Genomic DNA, 20,736 nt, shown 5'->3' on the forward strand with positions numbered 1-20,736 from the left:
GTGGCCTGAACCGGACCGGATTGGCCGCCCGCGCGCCGCGATCACTACAATGCCGCCCCCAATGTTTTACCGGCAGTGCACATGGACATCATCGTCAACGAAGAACTCAAGGCCTATATCGACCCGCTCACGCAGGACGAGCACGACGCGCTGGAGCGCAGCCTGCTGGCCGAGGGCTGTCGCGACGCGCTGGTGCTGTGGGGCAACGTGCTGATCGACGGCCACAACCGCTACGGCATCTGCACCCGCCACAACATCCCGTTCAACACGGTGCAGAACACCCGGTTCAAGTCGATGGACGACGTGCACCTGTGGATGATCGAGCAGCACCTGGGCCGGCGCAGCGTGTCGGACTACCAGCGCGGTGTGCTGGCGCTGCGCAAGCGCGACATCATCGAAGCCCGACGCCGCGCCGAACAGGAACAGCTGCGCCGCGAGAGTGAAGGCGAAGCCACGGCCAGCGCGGCCAACGAGGGCGATACCGATACCCCTCCGTGGGAACCGGCGCCGAAGCTGTCCAAGGCCGATCTGGCGCGCGAAGCCAAGCTCAGCCCCAGCCAGGTGACGATGATCGAGAAGATCCACGATCACGCCACACCGGAAGTGATCGAAGCCATGCGCGTGGGTGCGATCTCGCTCAGTGCCGCTGCCACCGTGGCCAGCCTGCCGGCCGAGGAACAGCGCGCGGCGGCCAAGGGCGGCAAGGAAGAGCTGAAGCAGGCGGTCAAGCGCGTGCGCGAAGCCAAGCGCAAACCCAAGGCCGCGCGCGACGAGGACAACGCCCCATCGCCGGGCGTCGCCGAGGCTGATGGCCAAGATGACACCTTCGATAGCGCGGAAGTGCAGGCGCTGCGTCAGCGGGTGGCCTCGCTGACCGCCGAGAACCAGGCGCTGCGCATGGAGCTGGACGCACTGCGCGCCCGCGTTGCAGCCCAGCGTAGCGATGCAGCGGCCGAAGACGCCGACGCTTGATCACCCCGCCCGCGCGCCCTACGCTGCGGCCACGCCCTGCAAGGAGCTCGCGATGGCATCGGCTTCCCCTGAACTTGAATCGTTCGTCCGCGACGCCCTGATCCGCGGGCATACCCGCCAGCAGGTCAGCCAGGCGCTGCTGGCGGCCGGCTGGAGCAGCGAACAGGCCCGTGGCGCACTGGACAGCTGGGCCGAGGTGGACTTTCCCCTGCCGGTGCCGCGCCCCCGTGCCTCGCTGTCGGCACGGGAGGCTTTCGTCTATCTGTTGCTGTTCAGCACGCTGTATTTCTTCGCATGGAACCTGGGCAGCCTGCTGTTCAAGCTGATCGAACACGCCCTGCCCGACCCGGCCGATGCCCAATGGCAAGTGCTGCGACTGGGCCCAGCGATCCGCTGGTCGGTCTCGGCGCTGGTGATCAGCTTTCCGGTATTTGCCTTTCTGTCGCAGCGGATCAGCCGTGACGTGACCCGGCATCCGATCAAGCGGCTGTCACCGGTCCGCCGCTGGCTGACCTACCTGACCCTGTTTATCGCCGCCACCGTATTGATCGGTGACCTCACTACGCTGGTCTACAACGTGCTCGGCGGCGAGCTGAGCCTGCGCTTCGGCCTGAAGGTGCTGGTGGTCGGCGTGCTGGCCGGTACCGTGTTCGGCTGGTACCTGTGGGACCTGCGGCGCGAGGAGGCCACACCATGAGCCATGGCAACTGGGGCAGCCGCCTGCTGTGGGCCGCCGGCATCGTCACCGCGCTGGCCGTGGCCGCCGGCGTGTGGATCATCGACTCCCCCGCGCAACAGCGCCTGCAACGCCTAGATGACAGTCGCGTGCAGGATCTGCGCAATCTCGACAGCGCCATCCGCAGCTACCGGCAAAGCCACGACCAGCTGCCATCGGACGTGGCGGCGCTTGCCGCACAGCCGGGTATGGCGCTGAACCTGTCCGACCCGCAGGGCGGGCCGGACTACCGCTACCGCCGTCTGGATGAGAGCCACTTCGAACTGTGTGCCCGCTTCGCCACCGCCAGCAATGTCGGCCTGCGCCGTGGCACCGCCTTCAATGCATGGAACCACCCGTCCGGTGAGCACTGCTACCGGCGTTCGCTCCAGGATGAGGACTGAGCGGCGGTGAACACGCCGTGCGATCCGCGCCGCGCGCAGCTGCGGCGCCTGAAGGGCTATGCGCTGGCGATGCTGCTGGCGATGCTGGCCGGCTTCATCGTCAGTCATCTCAATGACGAGCGTGGCATCTGGGCGTGGGTCGGGGCGTTCTGCGAAGCGGCCACGGTCGGCGCACTGGCCGACTGGTTCGCGGTGGTGGCGCTGTTCCGGCGGCCGTTGAACCTGCCGATCCCGCACACGGCGATCATTCCACGCAACAAGGAGCGCATCGCCGACAGCCTGGCGGTATTCGTGCGCGACCATTTCCTTGAGCCGCAGGCACTGCTGGCCAAGCTGAAAGTATTCGATCCTGCCACCCGTCTGGGCGAGTGGCTGTCGCAACCGGCGCAGGCCAGGATGCTGGCCGGGATGGCGCGCGGCTGGGCGGTACAGGCGCTGGATCTGCTGGACGAGGCCGCCGTGCGTCGCTCCATCCAGGGCTTTGTGGTCCAGCAGTTGCGGCAGTGGAACGCGGCGGCCACCGCCGGCGATCTGCTGGGCCTGCTCACCGCCGACAACCTCCACCAGCGCGTGCTCGACGAAGGCCTCAGGCGTGTTGCCGGCTGGCTGGACAACGACAGTGTCCGCCAGCAGGCCTCGGCGCTGATCGTGCGTTACATCCGCAAGGAGTGGCCCAAGCTGGCCAACACCGTGGACTGGGTCAAACCGGTCGACGAGATCGGCGACTCGCTGGCCGACCGCCTGGCCTGCGCGGCGCTGGAAGAACTGCAGGCGGTGCTGTCGCAGCCGGAGCATCCGCTGCGGCAGGACTATGCGCGCTGGCTGGGCGATTACATGCGCCGGCTGCGCGAAGATCCCGCGCTGGCCAACAGGGTCGACGCGCTCAAGCAGCAGATGCTCGACCACCCGGCGCTGCAGGACTATGTGCAGGGCCTGTGGCAGCGCGTGCACGGCTTCCTGCGCGAGGATCTGGCGCGCGAGGATTCGGCGCTGGCCGGCCATCTGGAGCGCAGCCTCGGCCAGCTCGGCGCCGCCATCAGTCGCGATCCGGCGCTGCGCGATGCGCTCAACCAGCACATGCTGGCCGGCGCCGGGAAACTCACCAACCGCCTGCGTGCCGGCGTCACCACCCATATCGCGCAGACAGTGAAAGGCTGGGATGAGGAAAAACTGGTCGAACAGCTGGAACTGAGCGTCGGGCGCGACCTGCAGTACATCCGCTTCAATGGCACTCTGGTCGGCGGCCTGATCGGCCTGCTGCTGCATGCCTTGACCGGCTGGCTGCGTTTCTGAGACCGGCTGCTGCGGCATCTGCCGGCATGCAGTAAGCTCCGCCCACTCCGGGGGGATCGATGAAACGTAAACTGCTGGCATTGTCCATCTGCGCACTGGCTGGCGACGCCTGCGCACAACGTGTCTACAAGTGCCTCAAGGGCAGCGAAACCATCTACCAGTCACTGCCCTGCCCGATCGAGCAGGACACCGGCGTCAGCCGCAAGGTGGTGGGCGATCCGCGCCTGACGTACGAGGAACGCTACCGCAACGAGGAAATGCTGCGCCGCGCCCGGGCGCGCATGCAGGCCGACGCCGGCCGTGGCCAGCCGGCCAGCGTGCGCGGCACCGTCATCGATGCGGCGGCCGATCCGGAACGCTGCGAGAACGCCAAGTGGCGTCACGAGCTGGCCAAGACCTTTGGCCGCGCCGACGCCGACGCGCTTGGAAAATCCATCGAAGAAGCCTGCCGGCGCTGATCGCCGCGCCGGCGTCTGGGGTGGATGGCAGCGGTTGCCGGACGGGCGGCCGCTCAGGCGCCGTGACGTCGCAGCTCCCACGCCCGGTGGATGCGCGCGTTGCGTTCGAAGTCCAACCCGATGGTCTGGGCTGAAATCTCCGTGCACGCGGCAAATTCCCTGATCGCGTCCTCATCGAGCTTGAAGCGACGGAAGTTGTTGGAGAAATACAGCACGCCGTCCGGGCTCAGACGCGCCACCGCCGCACGCAGCAGGCGCACATGCTCGCGCTGCACGTCGAAGTCCTCGGCGCGGGCGGAATTGGAGAAGGTCGGCGGATCGCAGAAGATCACATCGAAGCGGTGCCGCTCGGCTTCCAGCCAGGCCAAGGCGTCGGCCTGGATCAACTGGTGCTGGCTGCCGCCCTTGCCGTTCAAGGCCAGGTTGTCGGCACACCACTGCAGGTAGGTACCGGACAGGTCAACACTGGTGGTCGTAGCCGCACCGGCCACCGCCGCCTGCACCGTGGCTGCGCCGGTGTAGCAGAACAGGTTGAGGAAGCGTTTGTTGGTGGCTTCCTGGGCCATGTGCCAGCGCAGCGGGCGATGGTCCAGGAACAGGCCGGTGTCCAGATAGTCGAACAAGTTCACCCGCAACAGCGCATCGTTCTCACGCACCAGCACGAACTCGCCGCGCTGCTCGAAACGGCCGTACTTGCTGCCGCCCTTGCCACGCTCGCGCGACTTCAGTGCGACCTGGTCGGCCGGCACCTGGAACACCTCGCGCGCGGCCGCCAGCAGCTCGTTGCGACGGCGGCGCACGTCGACATCGGGAATCTCCGCCGGCGCGGCGTATTCCTGCACATGCAGAAACGTGCGGCGCTGGCCGCCATCTTCCTGATAGACGTCGATCGCCGCCGCGTACTCGGGCAGGTCCGCGTCATAGACGCGATAGCAGCTGATCTGCTCGCGGCTGAGCCAGTTCTTGAACTTTTTGACGTTCTTGCGCAGACGGTTGGCCACCATCTGCGCGCCCTCGCTCAGTTCGCGCGGCTGGCCGTCGCTCTCGCGCCTGGGCACCGCGATCGGATCGCAGACAATCAGCGCGCACTCGATCGCGCCGTTGAACAGCTGGTAGGTCTTGCGCGCGCGCAGGCCCGTGGCGAAAGCCAGATCGGTGCTGCCGCACAGCAGGCTCGCCCGCCACTGCGGCACCGCGCGCTTGAGCGCATCACCCAGCTGGCGGTACAGCGCGTTGTCCGCGGCCAGGCGCTCGTCATACGGGGGATTGCAGACCACGCAGCCGGTCGCCTGCGGCGGTACCTGCAGATCGACCACATCACGCACACCGAACCAGATCGCCTCGGCGACCCCGGCCACTTCCGCGTTCTCCTTGGCTGCGCGGATCGCGTGCGGATCGTTGTCGCTGCCGTGGATGACCTGCTTCAGTGCCGCGCGCCCGATGCGCTCACGCTCACGCGCCTCGGCCATCAATTCCTTCCACTGCGCCTGATCGAACCCCCGCCAGCGGCTCGGCGGCAGGCTGCCGTGCCGTTGCAGGCCCGGCGCCACATCGGCGGCCATCAGCGCGCCTTCGATCAGCAAGGTGCCACTGCCGCACATCGGATCGAGCAGGCCGCCCCCTTCGGCGTGGATCTTCGGCCAGTTGGCACGCAGCAGCACCGCCGCGGCCAGGTTCTCCTTCAGCGGCGCTTCGTTCTGCGCGTTGCGCCAGCCTCGCCGGTGCATCGGACCGCCGCTCAGATCGATCGAGATCGTCGCCCGGCCCTTGCGCAGGGACAGGTTGATGCGCACGTCCGGGAATTCCGTATTCACCGAGGGGCGCTCCTGGCCCTGCCCGCGCAGACGGTCCACCACCGCATCCTTGATCCGCTGCGCGGCAAAGCGCGCATGGGTGATCGCGGTACCGGAGACGTGCGCGTCCACAGACAGAGTCAGATCCGAATGCAGGTGCTCCTCCCACGGCATCACCACCACGCCCTGATAGAGCGAGCCCTCGTCCGGACATTCGAACTCGGCCAGCGGCCACAGCACACGGCTGGCCAGTCGTGACCAGAGGACCACGCGCTGCGCATCGCGCAATTGGCCTTCGGCATTGACGCCGGCGATGGTGGCGGTGGCGACGGGCAGGCCCAACGCCAGCAGTTCGTCGGCAAGGAGGTACTCCAGGCCCTTGGCGCAGGAAACAAAGAATTTCACGGGATCGGATCGACTGTCGGAAAAGGGAGGGACACCTAGCGGGCACGCCATCTGCGCACCCGGAAACCGGAATCCAAGGCCGCCATTGTAGGCAACTGTCGCCGCCGCCGCCCTCACGGGCCGTGGCGGCAGGCATCAAAGCCCGCGCAGCAGGCTCTCGAAGGCCTGTGCCGAAGCCTGCACATGGCGGGCCAGACGGTGGCCGTCATCGACCATCAGCAACCGCGCCGAACGCTGCTGCGCCCAGGCGATGACCTGTGCGGCCGGGATCAGCTCGTCATGCCAGGCGTGGACCACGCTGATCGGCACCTTGGCCGCGTCCAGGGCGGGCATCGGCCCCATCGTGGTGGGGGGAACCATCAGGAACAGCGCGCGCGTGGGTACCTGCAGCGAGGCGATCGCCGAGATATAGGCGCCCAGGCTGGAGCCGGCCAGCACCACCGGCCCGCGGGTGGCCGCGTCACCGGCCAGCTGGACCAGCCGTTGCAGGCGCGCGGGCACATCGCCGACACGGCTGATGTCCTGGCGGCCATCCAGATCGGTGTAGTCCGGGCGCTCATGACTGAAGCCCAGTCGTTCGGCCACCTCGGCCAGCGCGGTGACCTTGGTCGCGTCCGGGCCGCTCTCGAAACCGTGGGAAAGAATGCAGTGGCCGCGGCTCATGGCGCCCTGCCGGATACGGGGTAAGTCATGGTGCAAATGCTAGCATCCACCGATGTCCGCGCCCCCTGCTCCCGTCATTGTTTCCGCGCCACTGCCGTATGAGTCCGTCCTCGCGCGACGGGCGCTGTCCGACGTCGACCTGGTGGTGATCCACTGCACCGAGCTGCCCGATCTGGTGATGGCCCGCGAATACGGCGAGCGGGCACTGTATGAGAACGGCAGCGGCAACAGCGGCCACTTCTATATCGATCGCGACGGCAGCATCGTGCAATACGTGGCGCTGGAACGGGTGGCGCACCACGTGCGTGGCATGAACCCGCGCTCGGTCGGCATCGAGCTGGTCAATACCGGGCGGTACCCGCACTGGTTCGACTCGCGCCACCAGGCCATGGAGGAGCCGTATACGCCGGCACAGATCCAGGCCCTGATCGCACTGCTGCACTGGCTGTCCACGGCGCTGCCTTCGCTGCGCTGGATTGCCGGGCATGAGGAGCTGGATACCGCACAGGTGGAGGCCAGCGACGATGCCACGCTGAGCGTGGCCCGCAAGCGCGATCCTGGCCCGCGGTTTCCCTGGCCGCAGGTGCTGCAGGCCGTCGCGCTGCATCCCTTGCCCGCTCAGTCCCGCGCCTGATAGACCTTTTCGCCCGCGGTGACGGCCAGATCCAGCCGGTTTGCGGGCGGCGCCACCGGGCACACCACATGCGGGGTAAACGCGCAGGGCGGGTTCTCGGCGCGATTGAAATCCAGCACCACGGTGCCATCGTGCGGGCTCGCCGCGGACAGATAGCGCGCGCCGCCATAGGTTTCACGGCCGCTGGTGCGGTCGGAGAACAGGAAGAACAGGCGCTTGTCGTCGGCTTCCTGCAATTGCAGCACCGGGCGCAGGCGATAGCTGCGGCCGTCGATTTCAAAACGGGCCTCGCCCGGCACCTGGGCCGGCAACGGCGTGCCGATGGAGGTCAGCAGCACCACATCCTCCGGCGTCTTGTACGGGTGCCAGCGCGCGCGCACGCGCCACTGCGGCGCCACGGGGAAGTGCTCTATTCCCCCGAAGTTGCGTCGATACGGCGAGCCGGGGTCGCGATAGCGCCAGCCCCAGACATTGCCGGTGCGCACCAGATAGAACTCCGTCTCTCCCAGGCGGATACGGCTGGCCGCAGCCCCGCCCACCACCGCCGGGATCAGTTCCGCGTGCTGCAGGGGCTTTCCGTCCAGCGTCGCCGTGCTGCCAGCGCCGGCCTGGATATGGGCCGTGTCATCACTGCCCAGCGTCAACGTTCCCAGGACGGAAGGCCCGGCCGGCAGCCGCACCTCGCTGCCGGGCGCACTGCCGATGCGATAACGCCCCGGTCGCAGCCGCCCGGAACCGGCATAGCTGAGCCAGCCGTCGGGCGCGCGCAACGCTTCCAGCCGCTGCGTCCGCCATTGTTCGATTTCGCGCGCGTAGCGCTGGGAGTCGCCATCGGCCGCAGCCGAGCCACCGCGCATGCAGCCGCTGCATGCCAGTGCCAACACCACCAGCGCTGTGCTCATCCGCAAACGCATCCCACTCCCCTGCCCCCTGCCCCTTGCCATGCCGGCCCACCTCCCCGCGGACCGGCCCTCCTGCGCGCTGGCTCAGCCGGTCGCCACCGGTCGCGACACGTCGCTGGACCAGCCACTCCACGAATCGCTGAACACCCGCATGCCGCTCAGACCGGCGATCTCGAACGCCAGCACGAGATGACAGGCGGTGACCCCGGAACCACACATCGCCACCCGCTCGGCCGGCGTATGACCGGCCAGCAGCGGTTCGAGCTCGGCGCGCAATTCTGCCGCCGGCCGGAACCGGCCATCGCCCACGTTCATCCCGAACGGACGATTGACCGCCCCGGGCACATGCCCGGCGGCGCGATCCAGCGGCTCCACCTCGCCGCGATAGCGCTCGCCCGCACGCGCGTCGATCAGCCAGCCCGGCGTCTGCGCCAGCCGCGCGGCCACCTCCTCGGCGCTGACGATCTGCGCGCTGTCGAACTGCCCCGGATACGGCCCCAGCGGCGCAACCTCGGGCACCTCACGTTCCAGTCCAAGACCGGCAGCCTGCCAGGCCGCAACACCGCCATCGAGCACCGCCACATGGCGGTGGCCGATCAGGCGCAACAGCCACCAGAACCGGGCCGCGGCCATGCTGCCGTCAGCCGCGTCGTAGACCACCACCTGCGTCTGCGGTCCGATGCCCCAGCGGCCCAGGGTCGCGGCAAACACCGCGCTGTCCGGCAAGGGATGCCGGCCATGGCCTTTTTTTTCCAGATCGGAAAGATCACGGTTGAGATCGGCGTACACCGCTCCGGGAAGATGCCCGGCCGCATAGCTGGCAGCGCCTGCGTGCGCATCGGCCAGCGAAAAGCGCGCATCCACCAGACGCAGCGCGGTGCTTGCGGTGGCCCGCGCGTCAACCAGCTGCAGTCCGTCAGCGCGCAGCCGCGCCGCCAGCGAATCGACATCCACCAGCGTGGTCCAGGGGGGATCGCTCAACTTCATGGCACTTGCTCCAGTCGACAACGCAGGTTGTAGAGGATGGCGGCCGTCGCCCCCCAGATACGCTGCCCCGGCCAAGTGTATTCCAGCACGTGGCGCATGCGGCCGCTGTACTCCATCGGGACCTGGCGCAGGTTGGCCGGGTCCATCAGGAAGTCAAACGGCACTTCGAACACCTCGGCCACCTCGGAGGGGTCGGCCACCGCCACGAACGCCGGATCGATCACGGCCACCACCGGACTTACCCGGAAACCGGTAATGGTGAGGAACGGGTCCAGATAGCCCAGCACTTGCACCTGTCGGCGCGCCAGAGCGATCTCCTCCTCACATTCGCGGATCGCGGCCATGACCGGATTGCGATCGGTCGGCTCGATCCGGCCACCGGGAAGTCCCACCTGGCCGCCGTGGTGGCGCAGATGTTCGGTCCGCCGCGTCAACAGCAGCTGCACCCCCTGCGGCCGCGGCATCAGCCCGACCAGCACGGCCGCTTCCACCGGCGGCGTGGGCGGCAGGATGTCGGCCAGTTCACTGTGATTCCAGCCTTGCCCGGCGGGTGCCGCGCTCAGCGGTTCGAGTGCGCGCAACAACCGCACCGGATCGGAAAGCCGCGCCGCGAGCGATCCGGGCGCAATCATCCGCCCCGGCAATACGGCTTCCATCAGATGCTCGCGCATGGCGTCATCCATCTGCAGCCAGGCCCCGATCTCATCGCCACGGCGGGCGCATCCGCGGCAGTGACCGTGGGCATCGAGAACGCAGATTCCAATGCAGGGACTGGGTACGACACGACGTACAGCATCCATCACAAACGCACCATCCAAGCCTATCGCGGTTGGGGACCGGCCGATGCTACCGATTCCGCAAAAAAAATTGCGCCGGTGTTTTCGCACCGGCGCAATTGACGTTGCTCCACTGGCGGTGCGCTTACTTCACGCTGACCAGTTTGATTTCAAACTGCACGGCCACGTTCGGCGGGAACGGGGTACGCGGATCGGCACCGTAGGCCTTTTCTGGCGGCAGGGTCACTTCCCACTTGGCGCCGGCCGGCATCTGCAGCAGGGTTTCGCGCATGGCGGCCATTTCAACTTCGCTGACCTTGATCGACGGGATCGACTGCGCCGGGCGGGCTTCGGTCGGACGCTGGCCGTACGGGAACGGACCGGCCACTTCCAGCGCCACGGTGCTGGCCTGGGTCGGCTTGGCGCCGTTGCCGGCTTCGATCACACGGTACTGCACGCCACTGGCCAGGCTCTGCACGCCGGCCTTGGCCTTGTTGGCGGCCATGAACTGGTCGCTGCGGGTCTTGTTTTCCGCGGCGGCCTTTTCGTACTCGGCCTTGGCGGCCTGGGCACGGGCCTGCTCGCGCTTCTGGAAGGCTTCGACGGCCGGCTTGAGCTGGTCGGCGGTGATGGCCGGCTGCTTCTTGGCGTAGGCATCCTGCAGGCCCTTCACCACCGAAGCGATGTCCAGCTGCTCACCGCGGCCGGTCAGCTCAGCCAGGTTGTTGCCGTAGTCGTAGCCGAAGTAATAGCTCAGCTTGCCCTTCTCGGACGAAACGTCCTGGGCGATTGCAGTGCCGGTCAGGGCCAGGGCGGCCACGGCCACCGCGATAGAACGCAACTTCATCAAACAGTTCTCCAGGAAGGATGTCTCAGGGCAACCATGCCGCCTGAGGCGACGGGTTAGGATAGCGGTCACAAACGCGGACCGCCACCGATCACAGTTGCTCAGACAGTCGGCGGTAAAAAGAGTTCCGCAATCACATTTTTTTAACTTTTCTCAGGAGTTAGCCGATGTCCGAGGCGCCGGTTTCGATCCACACCCAGGGCCTGATCCGCACGATCACCGTGCAGCGCCCGGAAAAGCTCAACGCATTGAACCGGCAGACCCTGGAAGCACTGGACGCCGCCTTCGCCGAGGCCGCGGCAGCGGACGAGGTACGCGTGGTCATCCTCACCGGTGCCGGCCCCAAAGCGTTCGTCGCCGGTGCCGACATCGCGGAGATGAATGGACTCACTCCGGTGCAGGGCCGCGACTTCTCGCTGGTCGGGCAGCAGCTGATGCGCCGCATCGAGCGTCTGAACAAGCCGGTCATCGCGATGGTGAACGGCTTCGCACTGGGCGGCGGGATGGAGCTGGCGATGGCCTGCCATCTGCGGATCGCCGCTGACAGCGCCAAGGTCGGCCAGCCGGAAATCAACCTCGGCCTGGTCCCGGGCTTTGGCGGCACCCAGCGTCTGCTGCGTCTGGCCGGTCGCGCGGCCGCACTGGAACTGTGCCTGCTGGGCGCGCCGATTGATGCGACCCGCGCGCAGCAGCTGGGTCTGCTCACCCGCGTGGTACCGGCCGCGGAACTGGAAGCGGAAACCCTGAAGATCGCCACCCAGCTGGCCCATGCCGCGCCGCTGGCCCTGCGCGGCATTCTCGATACGATCAATGTCGGTGGCGAATGCGCGATCGGCGAAGGGCTGGAGTACGAGAGCGCCCAGTTCGGTCTGGTGTTCTCCACCGAGGACATGCGCGAAGGCACCCGCGCCTTCCTCGAACGCCGCAAGCCGGAATTCCAGAACCGCTGAGCCGCCCTCGATGTCCGCATCCCCCGTTTCACCGCAACACTTGCTGGATCTGGTGCTGGCCGATGATCTGGACGCCGCTGTACGTGCCGGTTTGATGGACTACGTTCCGGAACCCGGCAAGGCCGCGCTCACGTCCGCACAGTCGCAGGTACTTATCGAAGCGCAACAGCGCCTGCAACGCGCCTGGGCCGCCCGTGAACGCTATCGCGCCCGCACGGCACGTCTGGCTCGACGCGCCGCCGAACGCGAGGCCCGGCGTGCGCCGCTACCGGCCCCCGACAGCAAACCGGCGCTGCCCTCGGCCGCCGCCGCCATCCTCGCCCGCGCCAAGGCCCGTGCCGGCGGGAGCCCGTCGGCATGAGCACAGCGGTCATCAAGAAAGCCTCGGCGAAGAAAATCGCGGTGAGCAAGGCTGGGGCGAAAAAATCCACGGCCACGGCGAAGACGCCTGTTGCACCCCGCGCCAGCAAGCGCATGAGCCGCGAGCAGGTGCGCGAGATGTTCACGCGTCTGCGCGAACTCAATCCGCATCCAAAGACCGAATTGGAGTACAGCTCGCCGTTCGAGCTGCTGGTCGCGGTCACGCTGTCCGCGCAGGCCACCGACATGGGCGTGAACAAAGCCACGCGCAAGCTGTTCCCGGTCGCCAACACCGCCCAGGCCATCCTCGCGCTGGGCGAGGATGGGCTCAAGCGTTACATCGCCACCATCGGCCTGTTCAACGCCAAGGCCAAGAACGTGATCGCCGCCTGCGCCCTGCTGGTGGAGAAATATGACGGCGAGGTGCCGGCCGATCGCGCCGCACTGGAAGCCCTGCCCGGCGTCGGCCGCAAGACCGCCAACGTGGTGCTCAACACCGCCTTCGGCCAGCCGACGATGGCGGTGGACACGCATATCTTCCGTGTGTCCAACCGCACCGGGCTGGCGCCCGGCAAGGACGTGCGTGCAGTGGAGGATGGGCTGATGAAGGTCATTCCCGATGAGTTTCTTCTGGACGCCCATCACTGGTTGATCCTGCATGGCCGCTACGTCTGCAAGGCACGCAAGCCGGACTGCGCCCAGTGCGTGATCCGTGATCTGTGCCAGTTCAAGGACAAGACCGCCACCTGACGCGGTGACCCCGCCGGCCGCAGGCGCGGCCCCCTCGTCATGGCGCCCGTCGGTCACCGCGGGCCGGTTGATCCTGCATGGCCGCTACGTCTGCAAGGCACGCAAACCGGACTGCGTCCAGTGCGTGATCCATAATCTGTGCCAGTTCAAGGACAAAACCGCCGCCTGACGCGGTGACCCCGCCGGCCGCAGGCGCGGCCCCTTCGTCATGGCACCCGTCGGTCACCGAGGGCCGGTTGATCCTGCATGACCGCTACGTGTGCAAGGCACGAGAACCGGGCTACGGCGCGTAAGTGACCCATGAGCTGTGTCCATTCAAGGACAGCGGCGTGCCGCCGACGCGCACGATCCCCGGATCTATCGTGCAAGGGGAGTTGCCTTGAGACGGGCTGACAGTCGCAGCGCCAGGCGCAATCCTTCCAGCCAGATGAAGGTCAGTGCGAGCATGATCGCCGCGCCGGCCACAATCACCGGGGTCGGCATCGAAAGACCCATGATGTGGCGCAGATACGGCACGCTGATCGCCAATGTCAGCAGCAGCAGGACGCCGAGGAACATCGGCCTGAGCCAGCGGTTGCGCATGTGGCCGCGCGCAACCAGGGAATGATCCGGATGACGGTTGGCAAGGACCAGAGCGAACAGGCCAAAGATGAGCGCGATGAAGACTGCCGTGCGGCCGTGCGTCACATCGATACCCGCGCTGAGCATGCTGCCATAGCCGGCCAGCAGGACCATGGCAGCGCCGATGCCCTGCACGATGGCAACGGCAATATTTCCCGCGGCAAACGGTGATTCGGCCAAGGCACGCGGCGGACGCTGCATGACATCCTCGGCTTCCGGCTCGGCTTCGAACACTATCGAACACGAGGGATCGATCAGCAGTTCCAGCAGGACGATGTGCACCGGCATCAGCATCACCGGCCAGTGCAGCAGCGAGGGCACCAGCGTCAGCGCAATGATCGGCATATGCACCGCAAACACGAAGCGGGTCGCCTTGGTGATGTTGTCGTAGATGCGTCGTCCCTGGCGGATCGCCTCGACGATACTGGCGAAACTGTCATCCAGCAGGACCAGCGATGCCGATTCGCGCGCGACATCGGTGCCGCGTTTGCCCATGGCGATGCCGACATCGGCCGCTTTCAGCGCCGGCGCATCGTTGACGCCGTCGCCGGTCATGGCAACCACCTCCCCATCCTCGCGCAGCAGACGGACCAGCCGCAGCTTCTGCACCGGCTTCAGCCGCGCGCACACATCGACATGGCGCAAGCGCGCCAGCAACGCCGGATCATCCAGCGTATCGATCTGGGCACCGGTGATGACGTCCGCACGCTCACTAAGACCCACTTCACGAGCGATCGCCATGGCGGTGGCCGGATGGTCGCCGGTCAGCATGATGATGCGGATGCCGGCCGCACGGCACTCGGCGATCGCCGCCGGCACCTCGGGACGCGGTGGATCCACAAAGCCGAGCAGGCCAAGGAACTGGAAATCGAAATCATGCTGGCTGTGCGGCGGCGTCCCGCCCTGCCAGCGTCCACGTGCAACGCCCAGCACGCGCAGGCCGCGCGCGGCCATAGCTTCGGCCTGGACCAGTATCCTCTTCGCGCCGGCGGTATCCAGATGGCACAGATCCACGACCGCCTCGGGCGCGCCCTTGGTCGCCAGCATGTGTTGCGCGGCGGCGCCTCCGACCGGGAAGACACGCGTCATCGCGAGAATCTCGGGCGACAACCCATACTCGAAATCGGGTGACCACTCCGCATGCACATGCGCGCTGCCATTGAGCCAATGCATGCCGAACTGCTGGATCGCCTTTTCCATCGGATCGAAGGGATCGACCGGGGTCGCCAGCATCGCGAATTCCACCAGTTCGTGGAACGGCTCGGCGAGCGCCTCGGCCCCGGCGCTGACAAACGTCGCATCTTCCCGCCGCAGTTCGGCAACCTGCATGCGGTTTTCGGTCAGCGTGCCGGTCTTGTCCACCGCCAGCACCGAGATGGCACCGAGCGCCTCGACGGCCGGGACCCGCCGGGTCAGCACCTTGCGTTGCGAGATCCGCCACGCGCCCAGCGCAAGGAACACGGTCAGGATGACCGGAATCTCCTCGGGCAGGATGGCCATTATCAGGGCGGTGCTGGCGAGCAGGCTTTCCACCAGTCCGTGCGCATCCCACAGCCAGTTCACGAGGAAGTACACCGTTGCCAGGATCAGCCCCCCCACAGCCAGATTGCGCACCAGCCGGCGCGAAGCCAGTTGCAGGCCGGAGCGTGGTTCCTCGGTCGCCGCCAGCGCCTCACCAATGCGCCCGACCGCCGTCGCCGCCGCCGTCGCGGTGACCTCGGCCAGGCCCACGCCACGCGTTACCAGGGTGCTGGCAAACAACTGGTTGCTGGCGGTCCCGGGCAACTTGGCCACGGGCACCGCCTCACCGGATATCAGCGACTCGTTGGCATCCAGCTGGCCATCGATCAACAACGCATCTGCAGAAATGCGGTCGCCTTCATGCAGGATGAGCAGATCACCGACGACGACCTCCCGGCCGGGGATGCGCAATTCCTGGCCATCACGCAGGACCAGGGCGCGTGGCGCCGACAGATCGCGCAAGGATTCAAGCGCACGCTGGGTCTTGCGCTCCTGGATCACGGTAATGCCAATCACGACAAATACAGAGCTCAACAGGAAGATCGCTTCGGCGGTATCCCCCAGCAGCAGATAGAGGACGCCGGCGACGAGCAGCATCAGGAACATCGGTTCGAGCAGTATCCCCAGGACAATGCCGATGAACGTCTTGGGGCGGGTGCCGGGCAGCATATTGGGCCCGTCCATGGCGAGCCGGCGCGCGGCCTCTTCGCCACTGAGGCCTTGCAGATCCCGGTTCGAGGGTGGGCGCGTTGCGTTCATCCGCTGAATTCCCCGGCAAGCTTGATTGCGTCGTCCCCATCACTCTACGACCCGCCTTGCAGGTCATGTCGCAGGTGAACAGGCACACAGGCAAATCCATTGTGCCGTAAAGGCCAATGCCATGGCGGGAGGGTATCCACTCCGCCGCACGATCCAACGGTGTGAGCCGACCGCTCGCGAGCAACGAGCGGGTATCTGCCTGAATCCCCCTCATCCGCGCAGCACAAGCTGAGCGCCTTACCGCCTTCCCACGCGAACCCACCACCGGCCTTTCCCGAGGACGGGCCGGATCAAGAATCCGGGGGTTCCGGAGGTCTGCGGTGGGTCGGGCGCGGCCTCCCCCTCTGCGCCGCTCTCCTACCGATCATCCCGGCCCCCTCATCCCCAGCCGGACAGCAGCTCCTCCAGACGAAGCCACCGGCACATCCCCCCCGGGCGCCCCAGGCAAAGCGCCCCAGGGACCCGCCAGTGCCTACCGGCGCCGCAACAGCGGCCGCCGGATCACAGCTGCGATTTGATCGGCAGGATGAACTTCTCCATGAACTTCTCCTTCAAGGGCCGCTGCTCCCACATGGCGTAGGTGTATCGCACCGTGTGCTCCAGGTCGGCATCAAACACGTCGGTCATCCGTGCGGCGAAGGCGGCGTCGTACACGTTGAGGCTGGCTTCGTCGTTGAGCCGGAAACTGCGTACATCGAAGTTCGTGGACCCCACCGAACTCATCACCCCATCCACGATCAGCAACTTGTTGTGCATCATCGTGGGCTGGTATTCGTAGATCTCCACGCCGGCCAGCAACAGCTCGCCCCAATGCGCCTTCGAGGCCAGGCGGACGGTCTCGGAGTCGATGTGCTTGCCGGGCAAGGTCACGCGCACCCGTACCCCCCGGTGGCGGGCGGTGATCAACGCCTTGATGATCAACTCATCGGGCACGAAATATGCCGCCTGCAGGTCGATGGTGCGCTCGGCCGCCGCAATGGCCATCAGGTACATCAGATGCATGCTCTCGCTGCCGCCGGCAGGCGATGCCACGAACATGTGGGCGTCCATCTCCCCGGCAGGCACAAGCGGCGGAAAATAGTCCGCTCCGTTGAGCACCTGGCCGGTGGTCTTGATCCAGTTGTCGTTGAAGGCGGCCTGGATCTGCGCGACCGCCGGGCCTTCTATCCTGAAGTGCATATCGCGCCAGTGCTCGCCGTCCTGGGCATGCCCGCTCCACTGGTCGGCAATGCCCACCCCGCCGGTGAAACCCAGCTTGCCGTCGATCACCAGCAGCTTGCGATGGGTGCGGTTGTTGAGACGGCCCAGGTTGTACCACTTGAGCGGACGGTACTGGTGCACCTCGGCGCCGGCGTCGCGGATCTGATCCAGCAGACGGGTGTCCATCTTCAGGCTGCCCACCCAGTCCACCATCACCTTGACCTGCACGCCTGCGCGGGCGCGCTCGGCCAGGGCATCTGCAAACTCCTGGCCTATCTGCCCGGACCAATAGATATAGGTTTCGAAAGTGATCGTCTTCTGCGCCGAGCGGATCGCCTCCAGCATCGCCGGGAAAATCTCGTCACCGTTTTCCAGATCGGTGACCCGGTTGCCCGGTATCAGCCCGGGCCCGAGCAACACACCCATTTCCCTGCGGAATTGCGGGCTGTCGGCCGCGTACAGATGCTCGATCCTGCGCTCGAGCTTCTTCTCCGAGGTTTTGAAGTTCATCGCCACCACCGCCAACAGCAGCGTAATCAGGGCGGTGGTCACGATCGTCCAGACCATGCGTTTTCGGCTCCAGCGTTTGGCCATGGGGCAGTCCCACGTGTGAAGCCGACAAACTAACTGCAGGCCGGATCAGCTGTGCGTGAAGCCGCCCGGTGCCGAACCGAAACCCGGCGGTTGTTTGCACGCCAGGGAGAGCTCCGTCCCCGCTGTCGGGGGATGCCGTCTGGTCCGCCCGGATGGCAGGGCTGCAACAGCCAGGAGCGTCGCTGGCGGAGCCACCCAACGGGGGGCATAGCGTTCCCGGCGGCCGCCCGGACGGTATCCCCCCGGCCCGCTGTCGACCGGATGGGACGGGTCCCGCCTCGCCTTCCGACGTTTCCGCGCGCCGCGCACCTGTAGCCCTCTGCTCGCGTGCCGTGTCCGGGCGCGCCGGGCGGCGCCCGCTCCCCGCGCAATGCCCGCATTGCTCCCGCTGAATGCGCAGGTATCACTGCCATCTGCGCGACACGGCGCGGTAACAGCGACGCGTCCCAATACCGTGGCGCCTGTCCGGCGGGGACGCGCGGCGTTGCCGAACTGTCACATTTACGCAATCTTTACGCCCTAGCCTTCGCTGCATCCTCAACCCGCCTGCAAGGCCCTCCACTCATGAAACTGCATCGCCAGCTCCTCACTGCAGCCGTTGCTGCGGCGCTGTTTGCACCGGTCGCTCACGCGGAAGTCGCCATCGACGTCATCGGCGGCTCCGAAATCACCTTCGAAGGTCTGGTGCAGGCCGACGGCAACTGGTTCGACAACGACCGCGCCGACCTCAACGGCAACACCGGCAAGAACGGCAAGGACAGCGAGTTCGAGCTGCGCCGTGCCGAACTGGTGCTCAAGGGCAAGGGCCCGGGCAACATCGAGTGGGTGGTCGGCTACGACGCCAAGGCCGACAAGTTCCTGGACACCAACGCCAAGTACAAGCTCGGCGGCAACAGCAGCCACTACCTGCAGGTGGGCCAGTACAAGCAGCCTAACAGCCTGGAAGAACTGTCCAGCACCAAGAACAACGATTTCATCTCCAAGGCCACCGTCACCAACACCTTCGCCGTCGCCCGCCGCCTGGGTGTGGGCTATGGCATCGGTGACAGCAACTGGTCGGTCAACGCCTCGGCCTTCGGCCGCGAGCTGACCCGCGATCTGGCCCACGGCAGCGGCTACGGCCTGCGCGGCACCTTCGCCCCGATCAACGAGAAGGGCAACATCCTGCACCTGGGCCTGAGCTACGCCGACTACGACACCGACGCCGACACCCTGCGCCTGCGTGCCCGTCCCAATGCCGACCTGGCCACCGTGCGTCTGGTCGACACCGGCGACATGAAGGACAGCGACCGCATCAGCACCCTCGGCGCCGAAGCCATGTACGTGCAGGGCCCGTTCAAGGCGCAGGCCGAGTATTTCAACGCCAAGGTCAAGCGCTATGACCACGACAACTACACCAGCGACGGCTTCTACGTCAGCGGCGTGTGGAACGTAACCGGCGAAACCTGGAGCTACAAGGGCGGCACCCCGGGTCTGGGCCTGCCCAATGAGCCGGGCCGTGGCATGTGGCAGCTCGGCGCCCGCTTCGATCACATCGATCTGAACGACGGCGGCCTGCGCGCCCCGGCCGTGACCGGTGGCGCACCGCTGGTGGACGGCGTACTCGGCGGCAAGATGGATGTCTGGACCGTGGGCGCCAACTGGTACTGGCGCTCCAACTTCAAGGCGTCGATGAACTACGTGATGGTCGACAGCAAGAAGTACAGCTCCAGCGCGCGCGGCTTTGTCAGCGACAAGCCGAACATCCTGGAAGCCCGCCTGCAGTTCTTCTGGTAAGCCCAGCCCGCAGGTAGTGCCCCGAACGCCCCGCAAGGGGCGTTCGTTGTTTGCGGCCGATGGCTTCGGCGGGAGTGGCGCTCGTCCTTTAGTCCTCGGTGACAGTCAATCGCAGCCACCGTACCAGCAACCAAGAATGCTCCGCCGGCAACCGCATGGATGCGCGTACCGATTGGGGGGGAGCCGCAACTGCCCCCTGCACCTCCAGAATCACTGTTCCTGAAGGCACAAGCTGCGCCGAGAGTTTCAACCAGAAATTGTCCGCCGGAACCTCCGCCGCCTCGAAAGAAGCACGGGCGCCTAGTGACCGCTTTCGGTCAGGAGCGGACATTGCCGGGGACGATAATAGAGCGCCGCACCAAGATAGTGCGGCGCCGGTTCCTTCCGCTTAGAAGCGGCGCTGCCCGCCGCCGTAGTTCCCGATATCGCACTGGCCCGAGAAGGTGGTGCCACCCTCGATGTTGATGCGCCCGGAGCGACGATCGACAGTGAGGCGTGGTTTGTTCATGCCGTTAAGGCGATAGCTCGCGGTGATACGGTCGGCACCGACCTGCAGGTTGTCCAGGTCCCACCAGCCGTGATCGCCATGCGAGTTGATCAGCGGAATCAGCGGCGCGCCCAAGTGAATGCGGCCGTGGTCGCCGTACAGTTCGATCTGCACGTCGCTATTGAAGCCTTCGGTGGTGGCGCGCACGGTATCGGCCTCGTGCCACTTGTTGCGCTTGTCGTCCCAGCTGTAGTTCGGCTCGCTGGTTACCGTCGGACGCGTGCCGGCGCCGTAGCAGACCAGCACGAGCGAATTGGGATCGCGCTCACTGGACGGATTCGGACGCGACAATGCGACGCCTGATCCACTCCCCGACGCACCGCAGTTGGCGGCCGGCACGGACTGGATCGAGGCGTAGCGGCCATCCATGGTGGAGACGGAGATGCATTGGCTCCGTTTGGCATTCCACCAAAAGGTGAAGCGCTGGTCGCGCACGGTATTGGAATCGCGCTGCTCGTAACCGCGCGACTGCAGCTGGGTCTCTCCACCGGCGCCGCGCGCACCGACTAGATCTTCGACATCGGGGGGCGTCTGCGCAGACGCGACGAAGGATGCGGCGAATAGTGTGATGAGGCTGGCGGAACCATGGCGGCCAAGACGCATGTTGATTCTCCTGGTGGGTTTCGACGAGGGGTGTACGCAGTGCACCAACGAACGGATGTGCAGTGGATATATCTATCTGGGGGGAGACTGCCGCGCCTGCTGCGGCTCCCCCCTCATGCGCGGTGAACTGCGGAGCGAGGCGTGAGAGGGTCACGCGCGGAGCATCTATTTCTGGTCACCAAGATGGCGTGAAGAGGTGCTTCCGA

20 protein-coding genes and 1 pseudogene are annotated in these 20,736 nt (G+C 66.5%); 12 read left to right on the forward strand and 9 right to left on the reverse strand.

Going from position 1 to position 20,736, the window contains the following annotated elements; translation table 11 throughout:
- Positions 1-81 precede the first annotated feature (81 nt).
- Genes ACVOMC_RS13535 through ACVOMC_RS13555 form a run of 5 tightly spaced genes read left to right on the forward strand, consistent with a single transcriptional unit; the run spans position 82 to position 3,842 of the window.
- Positions 82-972, forward strand: a complete 891-nt coding sequence (locus ACVOMC_RS13535; RefSeq protein WP_481524360.1) for a ParB N-terminal domain-containing protein — start codon at positions 82-84, stop codon at positions 970-972.
- A gap of 52 nt (positions 973-1,024) precedes the next feature.
- Complete coding sequence (locus tag ACVOMC_RS13540) at positions 1,025-1,669, forward strand: DUF5671 domain-containing protein (RefSeq protein WP_481524361.1); 645 nt, start codon at positions 1,025-1,027, stop codon at positions 1,667-1,669.
- Positions 1,666-2,091, forward strand: coding sequence for a hypothetical protein (locus ACVOMC_RS13545; RefSeq protein ID WP_481524362.1), 426 nt, complete (start codon positions 1,666-1,668; stop codon positions 2,089-2,091). Before ACVOMC_RS13540 ends, ACVOMC_RS13545 begins: the two co-directional genes overlap by 4 nt.
- A 6-nt stretch (positions 2,092-2,097) precedes the next feature.
- Complete coding sequence (locus ACVOMC_RS13550; protein WP_481524363.1) at positions 2,098-3,384, forward strand: DUF445 domain-containing protein; 1,287 nt, start codon at positions 2,098-2,100, stop codon at positions 3,382-3,384.
- 59 nt (positions 3,385-3,443) lie between these two features.
- On the forward strand, positions 3,444-3,842 hold the full coding sequence (locus tag ACVOMC_RS13555) for a hypothetical protein (protein WP_057505777.1): 399 nt from the start codon (positions 3,444-3,446) through the stop codon (positions 3,840-3,842).
- A 53-nt stretch (positions 3,843-3,895) separates the two neighbouring features.
- Here ACVOMC_RS13555 and rlmKL read toward each other — a convergent pair whose 3' ends face one another.
- Positions 3,896-6,040, reverse strand: coding sequence for a bifunctional 23S rRNA (guanine(2069)-N(7))-methyltransferase RlmK/23S rRNA (guanine(2445)-N(2))-methyltransferase RlmL (gene rlmKL / locus ACVOMC_RS13560; RefSeq protein ID WP_481524364.1), 2,145 nt, complete (start codon positions 6,038-6,040; stop codon positions 3,896-3,898).
- Positions 6,041-6,175: 135 nt separating this feature from the next.
- Positions 6,176-6,703: an alpha/beta hydrolase gene (locus ACVOMC_RS13565; RefSeq protein ID WP_057505778.1), complete on the reverse strand. Its 528-nt coding sequence runs from the start codon at positions 6,701-6,703 to the stop codon at positions 6,176-6,178.
- Positions 6,704-6,755: 52 nt separating this feature from the next.
- Between ACVOMC_RS13565 and ACVOMC_RS13570 the strand changes: the two genes are divergently transcribed.
- Complete coding sequence (locus tag ACVOMC_RS13570; RefSeq protein ID WP_481524365.1) at positions 6,756-7,337, forward strand: N-acetylmuramoyl-L-alanine amidase; 582 nt, start codon at positions 6,756-6,758, stop codon at positions 7,335-7,337.
- Here the strand turns inward: ACVOMC_RS13570 and ACVOMC_RS13575 are convergent.
- The 3 genes from ACVOMC_RS13575 to ACVOMC_RS13585 form a co-directional block, all read right to left on the reverse strand.
- The gene (locus ACVOMC_RS13575; RefSeq protein ID WP_481524366.1) at positions 7,322-8,251 is read right to left on the reverse strand and encodes a DUF1684 domain-containing protein; all 930 of its coding nucleotides are present in this window, start codon (positions 8,249-8,251) and stop codon (positions 7,322-7,324) included. The two genes, ACVOMC_RS13570 and ACVOMC_RS13575, sit on opposite strands and share 16 nt — an antisense overlap.
- Before the next feature lie 72 nt (positions 8,252-8,323).
- Positions 8,324-9,226: a sulfurtransferase gene (locus tag ACVOMC_RS13580; protein ID WP_481524367.1), complete on the reverse strand. Its 903-nt coding sequence runs from the start codon at positions 9,224-9,226 to the stop codon at positions 8,324-8,326.
- Positions 9,223-9,990: a CoA pyrophosphatase gene (locus ACVOMC_RS13585; RefSeq protein ID WP_481524417.1), complete on the reverse strand. Its 768-nt coding sequence runs from the start codon at positions 9,988-9,990 to the stop codon at positions 9,223-9,225. Before ACVOMC_RS13585 ends, ACVOMC_RS13580 begins: the two co-directional genes overlap by 4 nt.
- Between ACVOMC_RS13585 and ACVOMC_RS13590 the strand changes: the two genes are divergently transcribed.
- Positions 9,886-10,125: a hypothetical protein gene (locus ACVOMC_RS13590; protein ID WP_241772657.1), complete on the forward strand. Its 240-nt coding sequence runs from the start codon at positions 9,886-9,888 to the stop codon at positions 10,123-10,125. The two genes, ACVOMC_RS13585 and ACVOMC_RS13590, sit on opposite strands and share 105 nt — an antisense overlap.
- 22 nt (positions 10,126-10,147) lie before the next feature.
- Here ACVOMC_RS13590 and ACVOMC_RS13595 read toward each other — a convergent pair whose 3' ends face one another.
- On the reverse strand, positions 10,148-10,849 hold the full coding sequence (locus ACVOMC_RS13595; protein WP_054660063.1) for an FKBP-type peptidyl-prolyl cis-trans isomerase N-terminal domain-containing protein: 702 nt from the start codon (positions 10,847-10,849) through the stop codon (positions 10,148-10,150).
- A 167-nt stretch (positions 10,850-11,016) separates the two neighbouring features.
- Between ACVOMC_RS13595 and ACVOMC_RS13600 the strand changes: the two genes are divergently transcribed.
- The 4 genes and pseudogenes from ACVOMC_RS13600 to ACVOMC_RS13615 all read left to right on the forward strand — a co-directional run.
- Positions 11,017-11,799, forward strand: a complete 783-nt coding sequence (locus ACVOMC_RS13600; protein WP_481524368.1) for an enoyl-CoA hydratase/isomerase family protein — start codon at positions 11,017-11,019, stop codon at positions 11,797-11,799.
- Positions 11,800-11,809: 10 nt separating this feature from the next.
- A complete protein-coding gene (locus ACVOMC_RS13605; protein WP_481524369.1) occupies positions 11,810-12,160 on the forward strand; it encodes a hypothetical protein in 351 nt (116 codons plus the stop codon).
- A 113-nt stretch (positions 12,161-12,273) separates the two neighbouring features.
- Positions 12,274-12,909: an endonuclease III gene (gene nth / locus ACVOMC_RS13610; protein WP_481524418.1), complete on the forward strand. Its 636-nt coding sequence runs from the start codon at positions 12,274-12,276 to the stop codon at positions 12,907-12,909.
- A gap of 67 nt (positions 12,910-12,976) precedes the next feature.
- Positions 12,977-13,078, forward strand: a pseudogene (locus ACVOMC_RS13615) (endonuclease III); the annotation flags it as partial.
- A 188-nt stretch (positions 13,079-13,266) separates the two neighbouring features.
- Here ACVOMC_RS13615 and ACVOMC_RS13620 read toward each other — a convergent pair.
- The gene (locus tag ACVOMC_RS13620) at positions 13,267-15,810 is read right to left on the reverse strand and encodes a cation-translocating P-type ATPase (RefSeq protein ID WP_481524370.1); all 2,544 of its coding nucleotides are present in this window, start codon (positions 15,808-15,810) and stop codon (positions 13,267-13,269) included.
- A gap of 501 nt (positions 15,811-16,311) precedes the next feature.
- Complete coding sequence (gene cls / locus ACVOMC_RS13625) at positions 16,312-17,577, reverse strand: cardiolipin synthase (protein WP_481524371.1); 1,266 nt, start codon at positions 17,575-17,577, stop codon at positions 16,312-16,314.
- 591 nt (positions 17,578-18,168) lie between these two features.
- Here cls and ACVOMC_RS13630 point away from each other — a divergent pair.
- Positions 18,169-19,380 carry an OprO/OprP family phosphate-selective porin gene (locus ACVOMC_RS13630; protein ID WP_481524372.1) on the forward strand — a complete coding sequence of 404 codons (1,212 nt, stop codon included), beginning with the start codon at positions 18,169-18,171 and terminating at the stop codon, positions 19,378-19,380.
- Between the two features lie 388 nt (positions 19,381-19,768).
- Here ACVOMC_RS13630 and ACVOMC_RS13635 read toward each other — a convergent pair whose 3' ends face one another.
- Positions 19,769-20,530 (reverse strand): hypothetical protein, encoded by a 762-nt coding sequence (locus ACVOMC_RS13635; protein WP_481524373.1) that lies wholly within the window; start codon positions 20,528-20,530, stop codon positions 19,769-19,771.
- Between the last annotated feature and the right edge of the window lie 206 nt (positions 20,531-20,736).

Source organism: Stenotrophomonas sp. STEN014 (assembly GCF_056760315.1).

Excerpts from the sequence above, each read along its gene's own strand:
- ACVOMC_RS13540 (WP_481524361.1), top strand. The coding sequence starts at position 1,025 with ATGGCATCGGCTTCCCCTGAACTTGAATCGTTCGTCCGCGACGCCCTG.
- nth (WP_481524418.1), top strand. The coding sequence starts at position 12,274 with ATGAGCCGCGAGCAGGTGCGCGAGATGTTCACGCGTCTGCGCGAACTC.
- ACVOMC_RS13595 (WP_054660063.1), bottom strand. The coding sequence starts at position 10,849 with ATGAAGTTGCGTTCTATCGCGGTGGCCGTGGCCGCCCTGGCCCTGACC.
- ACVOMC_RS13630 (WP_481524372.1), top strand. The coding sequence starts at position 18,169 with ATGAAACTGCATCGCCAGCTCCTCACTGCAGCCGTTGCTGCGGCGCTG.
- ACVOMC_RS13545 (WP_481524362.1), top strand. The coding sequence starts at position 1,666 with ATGAGCCATGGCAACTGGGGCAGCCGCCTGCTGTGGGCCGCCGGCATC.
- ACVOMC_RS13535 (WP_481524360.1), top strand. The coding sequence starts at position 82 with ATGGACATCATCGTCAACGAAGAACTCAAGGCCTATATCGACCCGCTC.
- ACVOMC_RS13580 (WP_481524367.1), bottom strand. The coding sequence starts at position 9,226 with ATGAAGTTGAGCGATCCCCCCTGGACCACGCTGGTGGATGTCGATTCG.
- ACVOMC_RS13600 (WP_481524368.1), top strand. The coding sequence starts at position 11,017 with ATGTCCGAGGCGCCGGTTTCGATCCACACCCAGGGCCTGATCCGCACG.
- ACVOMC_RS13565 (WP_057505778.1), bottom strand. The coding sequence starts at position 6,703 with ATGAGCCGCGGCCACTGCATTCTTTCCCACGGTTTCGAGAGCGGCCCG.
- ACVOMC_RS13555 (WP_057505777.1), top strand. The coding sequence starts at position 3,444 with ATGAAACGTAAACTGCTGGCATTGTCCATCTGCGCACTGGCTGGCGAC.
- ACVOMC_RS13635 (WP_481524373.1), bottom strand. The coding sequence starts at position 20,530 with ATGCGTCTTGGCCGCCATGGTTCCGCCAGCCTCATCACACTATTCGCC.
- ACVOMC_RS13605 (WP_481524369.1), top strand. The coding sequence starts at position 11,810 with ATGTCCGCATCCCCCGTTTCACCGCAACACTTGCTGGATCTGGTGCTG.
- ACVOMC_RS13575 (WP_481524366.1), bottom strand. The coding sequence starts at position 8,251 with ATGCGTTTGCGGATGAGCACAGCGCTGGTGGTGTTGGCACTGGCATGC.
- ACVOMC_RS13620 (WP_481524370.1), bottom strand. The coding sequence starts at position 15,810 with ATGAACGCAACGCGCCCACCCTCGAACCGGGATCTGCAAGGCCTCAGT.
- ACVOMC_RS13570 (WP_481524365.1), top strand. The coding sequence starts at position 6,756 with ATGTCCGCGCCCCCTGCTCCCGTCATTGTTTCCGCGCCACTGCCGTAT.
- cls (WP_481524371.1), bottom strand. The coding sequence starts at position 17,577 with ATGGTCTGGACGATCGTGACCACCGCCCTGATTACGCTGCTGTTGGCG.
- ACVOMC_RS13590 (WP_241772657.1), top strand. The coding sequence starts at position 9,886 with ATGCTCGCGCATGGCGTCATCCATCTGCAGCCAGGCCCCGATCTCATC.